The organism is Magnetovibrio blakemorei (assembly GCF_001746755.1).
Classification (GTDB): Bacteria; Pseudomonadota; Alphaproteobacteria; order Rhodospirillales; family Magnetovibrionaceae; genus Magnetovibrio; species Magnetovibrio blakemorei.
Map to the genome: position 1 here is coordinate 25,604 of NZ_MCGG01000067.1, position 14,747 is coordinate 40,350.

13 protein-coding genes are annotated in these 14,747 nt (G+C 55.4%); 10 read left to right on the plus strand and 3 right to left on the minus strand.

What is annotated here, in order from left to right:
* Positions 1 to 167 precede the first annotated feature (167 nt).
* Positions 168 to 452 carry a hypothetical protein gene (locus tag BEN30_RS14985; protein WP_407655976.1) on the minus strand — a complete coding sequence of 95 codons (285 nt, stop codon included), beginning with the start codon at positions 450 to 452 and terminating at the stop codon, positions 168 to 170.
* A gap of 109 nt (positions 453 to 561) precedes the next feature.
* Between BEN30_RS14985 and cutA the strand changes: the two genes are divergently transcribed.
* Positions 562 to 912 (plus strand): divalent-cation tolerance protein CutA, encoded by a 351-nt coding sequence (cutA, locus tag BEN30_RS14990; protein ID WP_069959127.1) that lies wholly within the window; start codon positions 562 to 564, stop codon positions 910 to 912.
* 8 nt (positions 913 to 920) lie between these two features.
* On the opposite strand, the gene BEN30_RS14995 is transcribed toward cutA, so the two are convergent.
* Both BEN30_RS14995 and BEN30_RS15000 read right to left on the minus strand, forming a co-directional pair.
* Positions 921 to 1,859, minus strand: coding sequence for a response regulator (locus tag BEN30_RS14995; protein ID WP_069959128.1), 939 nt, complete (start codon positions 1,857 to 1,859; stop codon positions 921 to 923).
* A 145-nt stretch (positions 1,860 to 2,004) separates the two neighbouring features.
* On the minus strand, positions 2,005 to 3,180 hold the full coding sequence (locus BEN30_RS15000) for a bifunctional 2-C-methyl-D-erythritol 4-phosphate cytidylyltransferase/2-C-methyl-D-erythritol 2,4-cyclodiphosphate synthase (RefSeq protein ID WP_069959129.1): 1,176 nt from the start codon (positions 3,178 to 3,180) through the stop codon (positions 2,005 to 2,007).
* A 132-nt stretch (positions 3,181 to 3,312) separates the two neighbouring features.
* Here BEN30_RS15000 and BEN30_RS15005 point away from each other — a divergent pair, with 132 nt between their 5' ends.
* From BEN30_RS15005 to BEN30_RS15045, 9 genes are all read left to right on the plus strand, one after another.
* On the plus strand, positions 3,313 to 4,104 hold the full coding sequence (locus tag BEN30_RS15005) for a cytochrome C assembly family protein (protein ID WP_069959192.1): 792 nt from the start codon (positions 3,313 to 3,315) through the stop codon (positions 4,102 to 4,104).
* A 134-nt stretch (positions 4,105 to 4,238) separates the two neighbouring features.
* Complete coding sequence (dusB, locus tag BEN30_RS15010) at positions 4,239 to 5,264, plus strand: tRNA dihydrouridine synthase DusB (protein ID WP_069959130.1); 1,026 nt, start codon at positions 4,239 to 4,241, stop codon at positions 5,262 to 5,264.
* Positions 5,265 to 6,443 carry a two-component system sensor histidine kinase NtrB gene (locus BEN30_RS15015; RefSeq protein WP_084005626.1) on the plus strand — a complete coding sequence of 393 codons (1,179 nt, stop codon included), beginning with the start codon at positions 5,265 to 5,267 and terminating at the stop codon, positions 6,441 to 6,443.
* Complete coding sequence (ntrC, locus tag BEN30_RS15020; protein ID WP_069959131.1) at positions 6,440 to 7,879, plus strand: nitrogen regulation protein NR(I); 1,440 nt, start codon at positions 6,440 to 6,442, stop codon at positions 7,877 to 7,879. Before BEN30_RS15015 ends, ntrC begins: the two co-directional genes overlap by 4 nt.
* A gap of 38 nt (positions 7,880 to 7,917) precedes the next feature.
* Complete coding sequence (locus BEN30_RS15025) at positions 7,918 to 10,227, plus strand: sensor histidine kinase NtrY-like (RefSeq protein WP_069959132.1); 2,310 nt, start codon at positions 7,918 to 7,920, stop codon at positions 10,225 to 10,227.
* Positions 10,228 to 10,234: 7 nt separating this feature from the next.
* Positions 10,235 to 11,638 (plus strand): nitrogen assimilation response regulator NtrX, encoded by a 1,404-nt coding sequence (gene ntrX / locus BEN30_RS15030; RefSeq protein ID WP_069959133.1) that lies wholly within the window; start codon positions 10,235 to 10,237, stop codon positions 11,636 to 11,638.
* Positions 11,639 to 11,701: 63 nt separating this feature from the next.
* On the plus strand, positions 11,702 to 13,078 hold the full coding sequence (trkA, locus tag BEN30_RS15035) for a Trk system potassium transporter TrkA (protein ID WP_069959134.1): 1,377 nt from the start codon (positions 11,702 to 11,704) through the stop codon (positions 13,076 to 13,078).
* On the plus strand, positions 13,079 to 13,936 hold the full coding sequence (locus BEN30_RS15040; RefSeq protein ID WP_069959135.1) for a D-amino-acid transaminase: 858 nt from the start codon (positions 13,079 to 13,081) through the stop codon (positions 13,934 to 13,936). It abuts the gene before it with no gap.
* Complete coding sequence (locus tag BEN30_RS15045) at positions 13,933 to 14,595, plus strand: HAD family hydrolase (protein ID WP_069959136.1); 663 nt, start codon at positions 13,933 to 13,935, stop codon at positions 14,593 to 14,595. Before BEN30_RS15040 ends, BEN30_RS15045 begins: the two co-directional genes overlap by 4 nt.
* Positions 14,596 to 14,747 lie beyond the last annotated feature (152 nt).

Below are 14,747 nucleotides of genomic sequence, written 5' to 3' on the forward strand. Positions count from 1 at the left end.
TGGTGATTGGATTCTTGGACGCAACGCCTCATGTGAACAGATAAGGTGCCCGTTTCCGGTTCAATCCTCCTCCCCCCTCACATCACCCCTGGATTGGGGACGGGCATAGACACAAAAAAACGCCCCTGCAGAATGGCTCTGCGGGGGCGTTTTATGCCGTACCGCAATTACGTTAATGCAGCGCGACCCGCATCGGTCAGCTTGCAGACAATCCAATCGGGTTTTAAGGGGTTAGAAAACCAAGGTTCCGCCCAGCCTTTTTCGATGCAGCTGTGCACCGTGCGTTCACAGACTTGTTGGCCTTGGGAATCGAACAGGGGCAATTTGCCACCCGCTTGGTTGAGCCCGCGGCTAAGCCAGGCCCGTTGTGCCGTTGAAGGTGCCCCCATGCCTTTGTCTTTCGACTTCGTGTCTTTTCTTGTCACTTTGGCGGTTTCGCTGTGCGCTTGCATGGGCGCAGGCTCCTTAAGATAGGGCTGATTGATCAATCGGTGCCCTATGGTACGTTAAAAGTTGGGTGTTTCACAATAATGACAATTTGGGGCAAGCTGGGGATAACTTATGAAAACGGAAAATAGTCAACGCGCGACGCAACTGGAAGCATTGCAATGGATTTATGTAACGGCGCCAAATCGTGAAGCAGCCTTGGACCTGGCCAGAACCCTTGTCAAAGAACGCCTTGTGGCGTGTGCCAACGTGATGGACGGGGTGCAGTCGGTTTATTGGTGGGAAGGGGGCATTGTCGAAGACGCGGAGGCGGTGGTTGTTTTCAAAACCCAAAAGAGCCTGGTGCCCCAACTCACCCGACGCATTCAAGACTTACACAGTTATGACTGTCCGTGCATCGTGGCCCTGGACATACAAGACGGCAACCCGGACTTTTTAAGGTGGATTGTTCACGAGACTTCGTAACCTAAAATCTACATCTTGATGGTTTTGGTAATTTCGCGGGCGGTTTCGGTGTCTTTGCTATTGTGCGTACCAAAGCCCCGCTCAATGGCTTGTGTCAGGGGTTTGAGCAAATCGATATCTTTGGGCAACGGGGCGTTTCCAGCTTCAAGGATGCGCTGGGTCACGTTGGTCAAAGAGTGGATCAAATCACCCACATGGGCGTAGGGCGTGCCAACCATGCGCCGAGACGAGTCTTCGCTGACATAGTTCAGGCGCTGTAACATTTTGGTGGTGTCTTCGGTCGGTGCACCGCGCTCAAGGGCAGGCAAAATGCGCTCAACCAACCACGTGAGTTGGGTGGCGTGACGTTCGAGTTTTTCCAAATTGACTTTTTTGATGCAGACGTCAATTTCACGTTGGATTTGCTCCACACTCATGGATTTGTCGCCAATGGCCTTGGCGCGCAACGTGTTGGGAACTTGAATGGGGTGGATCTTTTCGCCGCGGTCATGATCCTCGCCGGGTTTGCGACGATCGGGTCCAATATAGCGGCTGGTGACCACAAAGGGTTTGCGCGCATTGACCAACCCTTTGATGCGTTGCAAAATTTGCCCTGCAGACAAGGGTTTTGTGATGATGTCGTCGGCACCCGCCTGAATGATGGCGCGCACATCTTCGGTGGTGGGCGACCACATGGTGGCGATAATCGGTAAAAAGGGGTTGCTGCCGACGGCATGGTGGCGCAAGCCATAAACAAAAGCGTTTAAATTGCCATCTTCGAGTTTGATCTCGGAAATCAACAAGTCGGGCGTGCCGATGCGCAGCTTGGTTTCAATATCAGCAATGCCAGAGCCAATGGTTACATTTCTAAAGCCATTATCAACAAGGATGTTGCGAATAGCCATACGGACAGTTCGATCCGGTTCGATGAGTAAAATATCGACCTTATCAAAGGAAAATTTTTCCATTATGTATCCAACTCGTTGATTTGTTTTTTGCCTTACCAAAAAAACACAAAAATACAGACCACTCTGTGGTGTTCATTGGTATTTCCGATGAATTATAGTAATTCAAATCATGAACTTACACCAGCTAGACATTTGGGTAATTTAGTTACCGCAGAGTGCGTACGGTGGCCAGAGCTTGCGCACCGATCCCTTCACGTCGCCCGGTAAACCCAAGGCCTTCGGTGGTGGTGGCTTTGACCGATACGCGATCCGGCGCAAGGTTCAAGATGTCCGCAATCTTGGCAACCATTGCTTCGCGATGAGGGCCGATTTTAGGGGCTTCACAAATCAACGTGATGTCGACATTGACGATCTCCCCCCCGCGTTCGTGAATGAGGTCGCGAGCATGGGCGACAAAAAGGTGCGAAGCGGCGCCTTTCCATTTTGCCTCCGTCGGCGGAAAGTGCTGTCCAATATCGCCGGCACCGATAGCCCCCAACAGCGCATCGGTGAGGGCGTGGAGCGCCACATCGGCATCTGAATGGCCTTCCAAGCCTTGGCTGTGGGCCACCCCGACGCCGCACAACGTCACCGCTGTTCCGGGGCCAAAACGGTGAACGTCAAAGCCTTGACCGGTGCGAAACTCATAAACGGCAGCCTCATGTGCAGACAATTGGTTATGGGCGCGCATCATGTCCTCTTGGGTGGTGATTTTAAAATTATCTTCATCGCCCGGGGTCAGAACGACGCGGAGCTCTGCCAGTTCAAACAACTGGGCGTCATCGGTGATCTCAGGGGCGTTTTGAACACGACTGAATTCATTGTGTGCAGCTAAAATGTCTTTAAAGTGAAAGCCTTGTGGGGTTTGGGCGCGATAAAGACCGTGCCGGGCCACCGTTTCGACAATTTCACCATCTTGGCCGCGTTTTAACGTGTCGGCGACGGCGACGGCGGGCAGGGCACCTTTATGCGAGGCGAGTGCGTGGATCACGCCGTCGATCAACGCGGTACCGACAAAGGGGCGGGCGGCATCGTGGATCAACACCAGCTCAGGATTTTGTTCCGTCAGGCTTTGCAGGCCCAAGCGCACCGAATCTTGTCGGGTTGCACCGCCGAATACAGGATCAAGCAGGTCCAGACCCTCTACGGCTTGTCCATAAAGGTCTATGTCATCGCTATGAATGACACACTTAACCGCATCGATGGCAGGGTGCGCCAACAGGCGTGAAACCGTGTGGTACAACACCGTGTGTCCGGCCAGGGGCGCGTATTGCTTGGGTAAATCTCCGCCAAAGCGCTGTCCGCGTCCCGCCGCAACCACCAGGGCTACCGTTTTGATCATGGTGTTGAAACCTCAAGCTGAACTCTTTGGCGTTCACCCGAACGCCGATATTGTGCGTAAACTAACACTTAGGTGTTTATTTCCAAACCATTTCGCTTGCATCTGAACGCCATTGAGGCAAACAATGCGACCATGTCTCAAAGCTTGATGTATAACCTGATCGCCATTTTTTCCCTGTTGCCCGCCGCCTTGGTGGTGCACCGCAAGGACGCACAGCCTGATTTTGCCCATTGGACGGCCATCGTTTTGGCTGTTTTGGGCACCGGGACGTGGGCTTTGGCGCTCACGTCGGGCATGTGGCAAGAAAGCCTTGGGGTGGCACTGTGGCTGACCGTTGCGGTGACCATGGCCGTGTTTGCCATGCTGTCTTGGTCAGTCAAAGAGGTTTGGCGTCTGACGCCGCTGATCGCCCCTTATATGATGGGGATCGGAATCTTGGGCTTGCAAGCGCCCACCCGCATGTTCGACACCGGAGCTGCCGATGCCTGGCTGATCTTGCACATCACCGTGTCGGTGGTGACTTATGGGCTGGTGACCATCGCAGCGGTGGCGGCCTTGGCGGCATTTTTGCAAGAACGGGCATTGAAAACCAAGCGCCCGACCACGCTGACGCACAAATTGCCGTCCGTGGCCGATTGTGAATTTCTCACCGTGCGCCTGTTGGGATGGGGGGAAGGGATTTTGGCCTTAGGCCTCGTCACCGGCATGGCGGCCGAATATCAGGCGGTCGGACGGTTGTTGACGTTTAATCACAAGACGGTGTTGAGCGTGCTGACGTTTGTCGTTATTGGCGCTCTGTTGTATGCCCATCATAAAACCGGCATGCGCGGGCGGCGCGCGGCGCGTTTGGTGTTGTTGGCTTACCTGTTGCTGACACTGGGTTATTTGGGGGTCAAGGTCGTCACCGACGTGTTCTTGGCTTAATCGCTTCTTCCCCCATTTTTTTCATATTTTTTAGGCGTCGCCTGTATTTAGGGCAGGAGGCATTCTATGCCTTGCTATTTGCCTGGATTTGCACAATAAATGGGCAGCTTTCCTATTTCTCGGACTTTTAACCCATGCGCTATTCCATAGGCCCCGTTGAACTGAGCAGCAATGTCATGCTGGCACCCATGGCGGGCGTCACCGACATGCCCTATCGACGCCTGGTCAAATCCTTTGGCGTGGGCTTGGTGGTGTCGGAGATGATTGCATCCAAGGCCATGATTTACGCCAATAAAAAGACGCTCCGCATGTCTACGGGGTGCGCCGACGAGTTCCCTATGGCGGTCCAGTTGGCGGGCACCAATCCTGAAGATGTGGCCGAGGCGGCCAAACTGAACGAAGACCGCGGCGCGGCGATTATCGACCTCAACATGGGCTGTCCGGCGAAAAAGGTGGTGAACCATTATTCCGGTTCGGCCCTGATGAAGGACGAACTGCTGGCGGGACGCATTATGGAAGCCGCCGTGAAAGCGGTCAGTCTGCCGGTCACCTTGAAAATGCGCACGGGCTGGGACGACGCCAACCGTAACGCCCCGAATTTGGCGCGCATCGCCCAAGAATGCGGCATTCAGTCGTTGGTGGTTCATGGCCGAACCCGCTGTCAAATGTATCGCGGGCACGCCGATTGGGACTTTATCGGTGAAGTCAAAGACAGTGTCTCCATTCCCGTGACGGGCAATGGCGACATCAACACGTTTGATGATGCCGAAGTGATGTTTCAAAGCTCCCATGCCGACGGCGTGATGATTGGCCGCGGCACCTATGGACGGCCGTGGTTCCCGTCGCAAATCGAGCACTTCCTTAAAACCGGCGAAAGGATGCCCGACCCCAGTTTGGAAGATCAAATGAACATCATCTTGCGCCATTACGACACCATGCTGTCGCACTATGGTAAAGAGCTGGGGATGCGCAATATGCGCAAGCATATTGCGTGGTATTCCAAAGGCTTGCCGGGGTCTGCTGAGTTTCGTTCTGAGGTGTTTACGTGTAATGATCCGTTGGGTGTTCCCGACTTTATTCGCGCTTTTTTCGAACCGTTGATTGAGCTGGGCATTACGCCGGACGCGCAAGCTTCCAACACCAAAAGCAAGGCTGCGTAAATGGGAAAACGCGTTTTTCAGTTTCTGCCGACGCGCTCCACCAACAATGCGTGTTTTGAGCCGGGCGCGATCCTCAACGCCCTGGGAAGCGCCGTTTTGGTGATCGCTGGCGATGACAATTTGCTGTACGCCAACGCCGCCGCCGAGCAATTGTTCGCCCGCAGTCGTTCAAGCCTGTCACACGCCACCATCACCGATTTGCTGCCCAGCGACAGTCCCGTTTTTGAATTGATCGGGCAGGTGCGCGGCGGTATGAGCGCCATCACCGAACACGGTTTGACCTTGGATACCCCCAAAACCGGTTTGCGTTTGGTCAATGTTCAAGCTGCACCGATGATCGAAGTCACGGGTGCGGTGGTGTTGTCTTTTCAAGAACGCGCCATCGCTGATCAAATCGACCATCGTTTGACCCACAGAGAAGCCACCCGTTCGATTGCGGCGATGTCGGCCATGATGGCTCATGAAGTCAAAAACCCGTTATCCGGCATTCGCGGTGCCGCACAGTTGTTGGAAACGAACGCTTCTGAAGCCGATCAAGAACTCACCCAGCTGATCCAGGACGAAGTCGATCGCATCAAGGTTTTGGTGGAGCGCATGGAAGTCTTGTCCGAAAGCGCCCCCATCAAAAGCGGTCCGGTGAACATTCATCAGGTGCTCGACCGGGTTCGGCGCATCGCCGAAAACGGTTTTGGCAAGCATGTGCGTTTTATGGCCGAATACGATCCGTCGCTGCCGCCGGTATCGGGAAATCGCGATCAATTGATCCAGGTGTTTTTGAATCTGATTAAAAATGCCTGTGAAGCGGTGCCTGAAGAGGGCGGCGAAGTGCGCATGAAAACGTCCTACCAACACGGCGTGCGGTTTGCCATGCCGGGCTCCATGAGCCGTGTGCATCTGCCCATGTCGGTGACCATCGAAGACAACGGTCCCGGCATTACACCCGAAATGCATGATCATCTGTTTGACCCGTTTGTCACCACCAAGCCCAAAGGTACCGGATTGGGGTTGGCTTTGGTGGCTAAAATTGTCGGCGACAACGGTGGCGTCATTGATTTTAAAAGCAGGCCCGGTCGCACGGAATTTCGCCTGCTTTTGCCCATGTCTAAAGAACCATTGCCTGCGGAAGAGTTGAACGAGCCCGTCGGTGCCCCTACAAATCAAGGAAACTTTGACGCATGAGTGCTGGCTCCACCATTTTGATCGCCGACGACGATGCCTCCATCCGCACGGTGCTGGAACAAGCCCTGACCCGGGCTGGCTATCGGGTGCGCACCACGTCGAATGCTTCGACGCTGTGGAACTGGGTGTCGGCGGGCGACGGCGATTTGGTCATCACCGATGTGGTTATGCCGGACGAAAATGGTCTCGATCTGGTGCCGCGTATTTTGAAGCTGCGGCCCAACTTGCGCATCATCGTCATGAGCGCGCAAACCACCATCCTTACAGCCGTCAAGGCCGCCGAACGCGGCGCTTTTGAATACCTGCCAAAACCTTTTGATATCAATGAGGTGGTGTCTGTTGTTCGCAGAGGGCTTGAGGCCAGTAAGCCCGCCAAGCCGATGACCCAGCATCCCGATGACGAAGAAGGCTTGCCGTTGATCGGTCGATCCGTGGCGATGCAGGCGATCTATCGCTCGATTGCGCGTTTGATGCGCACGGACTTGTCGGTGATCATCAGCGGCGAGTCCGGTACCGGTAAAGAGCTGGTCGCACGTGCTTTGCATGAGTATGGCGCCCGGCGCAACAAACCGTTTGTGGCCGTCAACATGGCGGCAATCCCGCGCGATTTGATCGAATCAGAGCTGTTCGGTCATGAAAAAGGCGCGTTTACGGGGGCCACCAACCGCAGCGTCGGACGCTTTGAACAGGCCCAAGGCGGGACGTTGTTCTTGGATGAAATCGGCGATATGCCATTGGAAGCGCAAACGCGGCTGTTGCGGGTGCTGCAAGAAGGCGAATACACGACGGTCGGCGGGCGCACACCGATCAAAACCAACGTGCGCATCATTGCCGCCACCCACCGCGATTTAAAACAGCTCATTCGCCAAGGTATTTTCCGCGAAGATCTGTATTTCCGCTTGAACGTTGCCCCGGTTCGCTTGCCGGCCTTGCGCGAACGCGTTGAGGACGTGCCTGAGTTGATCCGCCATTTTCTCGCCCAAGCGGCGTCGGAAGGGTTGCCGTGGAAAACCATCGCCCCCAAAGCGATGGAGCGCTTAAAGCGCCACACCTGGCCCGGCAACGTGCGCGAACTGGAAAACATGGTCAAACGCTTGGCCGCGCTGTGTGCGGAAGAAGAGGTGAGCTTAGAGACCATCGACCTGGAATTGGCGGAAGCGCCTCCCAGCACGCCCGACCACGACGAAGGTGGTTTGTCGCAGTCGGTTGAGCGCCACGTGAAAGCCTATTTTGATGCTCACGGCGACAGTCTGCCATCTCCGGGGCTTTATGATCGCATTCTGCGCGAGGTGGAGCGTCCGTTGTTGCAGTTGACGTTGGATGCGACACGTGGCAACCAGGTTCGTGCCGCAGATGTTTTGGGCTTAAATCGCAATACGTTGCGCAAAAAAATTCGTGATTTGGATATTCCCGTTGTGCGGGGCGTGACAAAATAATGTTGATGAATTGACGCTCAGGTGTTGAAAGAGCTTTTATGAACAAGCCACCTTCAACTCAATCCTACCCTGCCGACAAAAGTTGGCGCGACAAGCTCTCGCGCGTGTTGGTCAGCCGTCGTTTGGCGTTTGTGCTGGCGAGTTGCGCCATCGGCTTGGGCATTGCGACGTTTGGACTGTTGACGGGCACGTCGAGCGGCACCGGCACCCCTGATCCCGTCACACTTCAGATCCTGTTGGCCGCGGATTTGGTTATTTTCTTGCTGTTGGCACTGGTGATTGCGCATCGATTGGTGCGGATGTGGGTGCAGCGTCGGGAAGGCATGGCGGGTGCCGCGTTGCATGTGCGTTTGGTGGTGATGTTTTCCCTGCTGGCGGTGACGCCGGCCATTTTGGTGACGATCTTCGCCGCGCTGTTTTTGAATTTCGGCTTCAACGCGTGGTTCAGCGAACGGGTGCGCACCGCCGTTGATGCTTCGCAAGCCGTGGCCAGTGCGTATTTTGACGAACACATTCAAAATATTCGCGCTGACGTGTTGGCCATGGCCAATGACCTGAACCGCGATCAGGCGGTCCTTTCGGCCAATTCCCGTTTGTTGGAACGGGCGTTATCCAAACATGCAATCGAGCGCAACTTGACCGAAGCCACTGTTTTGGATGGCAGCGGGCAAATCATGGCGCGATCAGAATATTCCATTTTATCGTTGGAAATCGGCCGCATGCCGCCAGGGGCGCTGGAACGCGCGGATCGGGGCGAATTGGTGATCCTCACAGCGCCCAACGCCGACCAAGTCCGCGCCCTGGTGCGATTGGAACGTTATATCAGCGCTTATTTGCTGGTGGGGCGCTTTGTCGACGCCAAGGTGCTGAGCAATATGGAAAGCGTGCGCACGGCGTCACAGACCTATCTGCGTCTGGAAGAAAGCAGCGGTAAAATCCAGGTCAGCTTTGTCGCCATTTTTGCCCTGGTTTCTCTGCTGTTGTTGTTGGCAGCGGTGTGGATCGGAATGACCTTGGCCAACCAAATGGCGCGACCCATTTCCAATTTGATTGAGGCCGCAGACCGGGTTTCATCGGGGGATCTGGAACACCGTGTGCCGATTGACGACACCATTGGTGAAATCGGTTCCTTGTCATTGGCCTTCAACGCCATGACCAGTCAGCTTGAGGCGCAGCAAGAGGGCTTGATGCAGATGAACCGAACCTTGGATGAACGCCGTCGGTTTACCGAAACGGTGTTGTCGGGGGTGTCTGCGGGGGTTGTCGGTTTGGATACGGATGGCCGCATCAACCTGCCCAATCGCACAGCCAGTATGTTGTTGGGCACGGATTTGCAAGAGGCCTGTGGCTTGCACCTGGCTCAGGTGGCTCCGGAAATGGCTGAAGTTGTGGCGCTTGCCATGGATCACCCCGAACGCATTGCGCAATCGGAAGTGACCATCACCCGCGACGGCCACGCCCGCGCCTTGATCGTTTCGGTCGCCGCCGAGCAGTTGGAAGGCGCTGTGTTTGGCTATGTTTTGACCTTTGACGACATTACGGAACTGCAATCGGCACAACGCAAAGCCGCTTGGTCCGGGGTGGCGCGGCGCATCGCTCATGAAATCAAAAATCCGCTGACCCCCATCCAGTTGGCGGCGGAACGCCTGAAACGCAAATACTTGAAGCAAATTGTCGACGATCCGGAAACGTTTGTAACCTGCACCGACACCATCATTCGCCAAGTTGAAGATTTGGGCCGTATGGTTGATGAGTTTTCATCCTTTTCGCGCATGCCTCAGGCCGTGCTGAAGCCGGAAAATCTGTCGGAGCTGTGCCGCCAAACTCTGTTTTTGGAACGGAACCGCTCTCAAAGCATACAGCTGGAAGACGAACTGCCTGAACACGACGTCAAGATCGAGTGTGATGCGCAGCAAATATCTCGGGTTTTGACCAATGTCTTGAAAAACGCTTCCGAGTCGGTGAGCGAACGCATGGAAAATGAGGGCGAGCAGGCCCAACCCGGAGCCATAAAGTTTGTTTTGTCGCAACAAAACACCCTGCAAGGATTTCGTACGACCATTGTCGTGGAAGACAACGGAACCGGGCTTCCCGAGACGGATTTGGTGCGCTTGACGGAACCTTACGTGACCACGCGCGCCAAGGGCACGGGTTTGGGGCTCGCGATTGTGAAGAAAATCATGGAAGATCATGGCGGTGATCTGATACTTGAAAACAGACCAGAAGGCGGGGCGCGGGTCATCTTGACGCTGCCGCCACAAGATACGCTAAACGCTAACGACCCTCAAAACACACAGGGCGTTGACACCAAACAAGCCGACGACACTGTCGCGCAAGCTGGCGAGTAGGGGCATCATGGGCCAGGACATTCTCATTGTTGACGATGAAGCGGATATCCGCTCTTTGGTCGCTGGAATTTTGGAAGATGAAGGCTTCAAACCGCGCGAAGCCGGTTCCGATGCGCAAGCGTTCGAGATGATCGAAACGCGCCGCCCCAGCCTGATCTTGCTCGACATTTGGCTGCAAGGCAGTCAAATGGACGGCCTGCAAATCCTGGCGGCTGTAAAAAAACGCCACCCCAATCTGCCGGTGGTGATGATGAGCGGTCACGGCACCATCGAAACCGCCGTGAAAGCGTTGAAAGACGGCGCCTATGACTTCATCGAAAAGCCGTTTAAATCGGATCGCATGATCATGGTGGTGCGCCGCGCCATCGAAGCGGCCCGTTTGCGACGTGAAAACGAAGAATTGCGGCTGCGCACCGATGCCGACGACACCTTGGTCGGCACGTCTTCGGCCATTTCCCATGTGCGTCAAGCCATCGAACGGGTGGCTCCGGCCAATTCGCGGGTGCTGATTTCGGGACCCAGCGGATGCGGCAAAGAGGTTGTGGCGCGTATGCTACATGACCGATCCGCGCGTGCGGCGGCGCCGTTTGTGGTGGTCAACTGCGCCACCATGGAACCGGGACGTCTGGAAATTGAACTGTTCGGCACCGAAACGCCGGCGGAAGACAATGAAGGCGGGCGCAAGGTGGGCTATTTTGAAGCCGCGCACATGGGCACGCTGTTTCTCGATGAAGTGACCGATATGCCCTTGGAAACCCAGGGGAAGATTGTTCGCGTGCTGCAAGAACAAATTTTCGAGCGGGTCGGCGGCACCACCAAAGTCGAGGTCGACGTGCGGGTTGTCGCCAGCGCGACGCGTTCCATTCAAGACGAAATCAGCGCCGGACACTTTCGCGAAGATTTGTATTATCGCTTGTCCGTTGTGCCCATACAGGTGCCGCCGCTGAAGGCGCGCCGCGAAGACATTCCGATGCTGGCCGCGCACTTTATCGGCCAGGCGTCGCGTCGTTCGGGGCAGCCGCGCCGCGTGCTGTCCGAAGACGCCATCGCCGCGTTGCAGGCCCATGACTGGCCGGGCAATGTGCGGGAATTGAAAAACATCATCGAACGGTTGCTGATTATGGCACCGGGCGGCACCAACGATCCGATCCGGGCAGAAAGCTTACCCAGCGAAGTGCTGTCCGGTTCTCTGGCCGCTGCGGGGGTGAATGGCGGTAGTGAAGTGATGGGCTTGGCGCTGAAACAAGCCCGTGAAACCTTTGAACGCGATTATTTGCACGCCCAAATCACCCGATTTGACGGTAATATCTCGCGCACGGCCGAATTTGTCGGTATGGAACGGTCTGCCCTGCATCGAAAACTGAAGTCCTTAGGGCTTGGCGGTGAGGATGGGGCGAAGAAAGTTGAATGAGCGAACGGTGAGCGTTCAGCGGAACGCTGATCAATGGCTTAAACGAGTCGAAAGGTTCTTGGCATGAAAGTTGTCGTCTGCGGCGCTGGGCAGGTGGGGTTCCACATTGCACAGCATTTATCGCGTGAAAACAATGACGTCACCGTGATTGATCAGTCACCGGAACTGGTGCGGCGGATTTCCGACACCTTGGATGTACAAGGGGTGATCGGTCACGCTTCGCGTCCCGATATTTTGGAACGGGCCGGAACCGCGGACGCGGATATGATCATCGCCGTGACCGCCGCCGACGAAGCCAATATGGTGGCGTGTCAGGTGGCGCATTCGTTGTTTGGCGTGCCGACCAAGATCGCGCGCATCCGCGCTCAGGCTTATTTGCAACCCATGTGGGCCAATTTGTTTTCCCGCGAACACATGCCCATTGATGTGATCATTTCCCCGGAAATTGAGGTCGCGCGCGCCATTCAACGCCGTTTGACGGTTCCAGGTGCGTTTGAAATGATCCCCTTGGTCGATCATAAGGTCAAGCTGTTGGGGGTGCGCTGTGGAGCAGCTTGTCCTTTGCTCAACACGCCTTTGCGTCAAATCACCCAGCTGTTTCCGGACCTGTCCATCACCGTCATCGGTTTGGTTCGAGACGGCGAATTTGTCCTGCCCGATGCCGACAGCCAGATGATGCCGGGCGACAGCGTGTATTTTGTCGTCGATGCGGAAAAACAAGACCGCGCCATGGCGGCATTTGGCCATGATGAGCAAGAAGCCCGCCGTTTGGTCATCTTTGGTGGCGGCAATATCGGTTTGTTTTTGGCCGAAGAGTTGGAAGCCTCCGACAACCATTACAACGTCAGGCTTATCGAATGGAGCCCGGAACGGGCCAGTCTGTGTGCCAGTCGCTTGAAAAAGACCATGGTTATTCAAGGCGATGCGCTGGACAAACAAATTATGGAAGAAGCCAACGTGGCGATGACGGAAACCGTGATCGCGGTGACCAACGATGACGAGATTAACATTTTGTCGTCACTGTTGGCCAAGCGCGAAGGGGCCAAGCGCGCCATCACATTGATCAACAAGGGCGAATACGAAACCTTGATCGGGTCGTTGGGTATTGATGTGGTGGTTGACCCGCGCAACATCACCGTTTCGACGATCATCCAGCATGTGCGCCGGGGGCGTATTCATTCGGTCCACACGCTGGGCGAAGGTTTTGGCGAATTGATTGAAGCCGAAGCGTTGGAAACATCGCCGATGGTCGGCAAACCGCTGAAAGAAGCTGACCTGCCGGCAGGTATGGTGATTGGTGCCGTGGTGCGCGACGATGTGGTCATCAGCCCGCGCGGCAATACGGTCATTCGCGCCAAGGACCGGGTGGTGGTGTTTGCCGCAAGCGATATCATTTCCCAGGTTGAAAAAATGTTCTCCGTCCAGCTTGAGTATTTCTAAATGGCAACGTCTTACGTTAATGGGCGTTATGTCCTGCATGGCAATGCCTTTGTGCACATCGAAGATCGGGGTTTTCAATTTGGCGACGCCATCTATGAAGTGTTTGCCGTTCAAGGTGGAACCCTCATCGACGAAGAGGGCCATTTAGATCGCATGGAGCGGTCTTTGGCCGAGCTGGCTATTCCCGAACCCATGAGTCGTGCGGCCCTGAAAGTGGTCATGCGTCATCTTTTGCGCCTCAATAAGATCACCTATGGCGGGCTTTATCTGCAAATCACCCGGGGAGTTGCCAAACGCGACTTCACCGCGCCGGTTGGCATTGAACCGACCGTCGTGATGACCGCCAAACGTCTCAAACCGTTTAACATCCAAGCCGCACTTCAAGGCATCAAAGTGATCACCACGCCAGATCTGCGCTGGAAACGCTGCGATATCAAAACCGTACAACTGGCGGCCGGGGTGATGAGCAAAACCGCTGCGCACCTTCAAGGGGCAGGGGAAGCGTGGCTGGTGGATGAAACGGATCACGTCACCGAAGGATCGGGTTCGAACGCTTGGATCGTCAGTGCAGACGGATTGCTGATCACGCGTCACGCCGACACGGCGATTTTGGGGGGCATCACCCGCCAAACGATCTTGAAACTGGCCGCGCAAAACGGCTTGAAGGTGGTCGAGCGGGCGTTCAGCGTGACTGAGGCCAAAGCGGCACGTGAAGCCTTCACCACGTCGTCGACCTTGATGGTGCGCCCGGTGGTTCAGATTGACGACATACCGATAGGCGAAGGCGCGTGTGGACCGTTTTGTCAGCAGCTTATTGAATGGTATGGGGCCTATTTGCAACAAGGCTCTCCATTATGAATGCCCCGGCCTTTGCCCATCCCAAGGCCATCATCTTTGACTGGGACAACACCTTGGTCGACAGTTGGGTGGTCATTCAAGATGCCCTGAACACAACGTTTCGCCAATTTGATGTGCCCGAATGGACCTTTGAGGAAACCAAAACGCGGGTGGCGAAATCCATGCGCGACAGCTTTCCCGAAATTTTCGGCGATCAGTGGGAAGCGGCGGGCAAGGCCTTTTACGCTCATTTTGAATCCATCCATCTTGAGCGTCTAACGCCCTTATTGGGGGCCGCAGAAATGCTTGCTCAACTGGACGCTCGAGGCATCTATCTGGGGGTCGTCAGCAACAAGACCGGCAATCTTTTGCGCGCCGAGGCGCAACAGCTGGGCTGGGACCGGCATTTTGGCCAGATCATTGGGGCCATGGATGCGCCCCGCGACAAACCTGCTGCCGATCCGGTTTTTATGGCTTTGGACGGCAGCCAAGTCGCGCCGGGAGCCGACGTTTGGTTTGTCGGCGATGCCAGGGTCGATCTGGAATGCGCGCTCAATTCAGGGTGTACACCCGTATTGATTCGCCCAGAAGCGCCTCTGCCGGGTGAGTTTGAAGGGGCCTTGCCCGCATTATATTTCGATGCACCACAAGGGCTTTCCAATTTCGTCAAGAACCTGTAATGTCAGGGTTCCATCTGGGGGGGCCTTCATAGTGGGGCGATAAAAAGGGGAAACAATCCTCTCGCTTCTTCTCCGCATATTTGGCCTACATGGAAAAAAAATAATGGCTCTGATTCCGTTTCCGGCGGGTCTTGGCTGATAATGTTGTAAGT

Coding starts and splice junctions, on each gene's coding strand:
- BEN30_RS14985 (WP_407655976.1), bottom strand. CDS start 452: ATGCAAGCGCACAGCGAAACCGCCAAAGTGACAAGAAAAGACACGAAG.
- cutA (WP_069959127.1), top strand. CDS start 562: ATGAAAACGGAAAATAGTCAACGCGCGACGCAACTGGAAGCATTGCAA.
- BEN30_RS14995 (WP_069959128.1), bottom strand. CDS start 1,859: ATGGAAAAATTTTCCTTTGATAAGGTCGATATTTTACTCATCGAACCG.
- BEN30_RS15000 (WP_069959129.1), bottom strand. CDS start 3,180: ATGATCAAAACGGTAGCCCTGGTGGTTGCGGCGGGACGCGGACAGCGC.
- BEN30_RS15005 (WP_069959192.1), top strand. CDS start 3,313: ATGTCTCAAAGCTTGATGTATAACCTGATCGCCATTTTTTCCCTGTTG.
- dusB (WP_069959130.1), top strand. CDS start 4,239: ATGCGCTATTCCATAGGCCCCGTTGAACTGAGCAGCAATGTCATGCTG.
- BEN30_RS15015 (WP_084005626.1), top strand. CDS start 5,265: ATGGGAAAACGCGTTTTTCAGTTTCTGCCGACGCGCTCCACCAACAAT.
- ntrC (WP_069959131.1), top strand. CDS start 6,440: ATGAGTGCTGGCTCCACCATTTTGATCGCCGACGACGATGCCTCCATC.
- BEN30_RS15025 (WP_069959132.1), top strand. CDS start 7,918: ATGAACAAGCCACCTTCAACTCAATCCTACCCTGCCGACAAAAGTTGG.
- ntrX (WP_069959133.1), top strand. CDS start 10,235: ATGGGCCAGGACATTCTCATTGTTGACGATGAAGCGGATATCCGCTCT.
- trkA (WP_069959134.1), top strand. CDS start 11,702: ATGAAAGTTGTCGTCTGCGGCGCTGGGCAGGTGGGGTTCCACATTGCA.
- BEN30_RS15040 (WP_069959135.1), top strand. CDS start 13,079: ATGGCAACGTCTTACGTTAATGGGCGTTATGTCCTGCATGGCAATGCC.
- BEN30_RS15045 (WP_069959136.1), top strand. CDS start 13,933: ATGAATGCCCCGGCCTTTGCCCATCCCAAGGCCATCATCTTTGACTGG.